This window comes from Mycobacterium shunyiense (genome assembly GCF_058270035.1).
In genome coordinates this window covers 1-868 of sequence record NZ_JBZDPT010000033.1, presented here as the reverse complement: position 1 = coordinate 868, position 868 = coordinate 1, and the positions used below count along the sequence as shown (strand labels likewise).

Sequence of the window (868 nt, the reverse complement as noted above, 5' to 3'; positions counted from 1 at the left end):
GCAGACACGCACTCAGTGTGAATGTGGTGATGCCGCTGTTGCGGTGGTTGGGTTCTTTTCACCTGGTGTTTGGCTCAGACACGCACTGCCACCTCTGTGGGTTGGCATTCGAGCATTCTGCCGACATCAGGTGGGAAGGACCGACCGGCGTGACTTGATAGGAGCGTGGCACCGCCCCCACTGAGATGTGTCCGCCGGCCGGCCCAACCTTCACTCATCCACCTCTTGATGAAAGAAGGCACTGTCCATGGTGATTGTTGGCACCGATGTGCACAAGCGCACCCACACCTTCGTTGCGGTCAACGAAGCGGGCGCCAAATTGGGTGAAAAAGTCGTCCCCGCGACCACAGACGGGCACCACACAGCGTTGCAGTGGGCACGCCGTCAGTTCGGCGACGACCTGCTCTGGGGCATCGAAGATTGCCGCAATCTATCGGCCCGCCTCGAGCGCGACTTGCTCTCCGCGGGCCAACGTGTGGTGCGGGTAGCCCCCAAGCTGATGGCCCAGACCCGAGCCTGCGCCCGCACTCGCGGCAAGTCCGATCCCATCGATGCGCTGGCCGTCGCACACGCGGTGTTGCGGTATCCCGACCTGCCCGTCGCCGCCCACGACCCAGTGTCGCGGGAGTTGAAACTGCTCGTAGATCGACGCGAAGACCTTGTCGCTCAACGGACCTCAACGATCAACCGACTGCTCGGCCGTATCCATGAACTCGACCCGGCCCGCACCCCCAAACGCGGTGCCCTGGACCGGACCAAGACCCGTAACGAACTTGGCAACTGGCTCGACACCCTGCACGGACTGCTCGCCGAGCTGGCCCGCGACGAACTCGACGACATCACCCGACTCACCGACACCATCAACGCC

1 protein-coding gene is annotated in these 868 nt (G+C 63.2%); it reads left to right on the top strand.

Going from position 1 to position 868, the window contains the following annotated elements:
- Positions 1–247 precede the first annotated feature (247 nt).
- On the top strand, positions 248–868 hold a 621-nt coding region (locus tag AC4ELS_RS20020), incomplete at its 3' end, for an IS110 family transposase (RefSeq protein ID WP_499048879.1).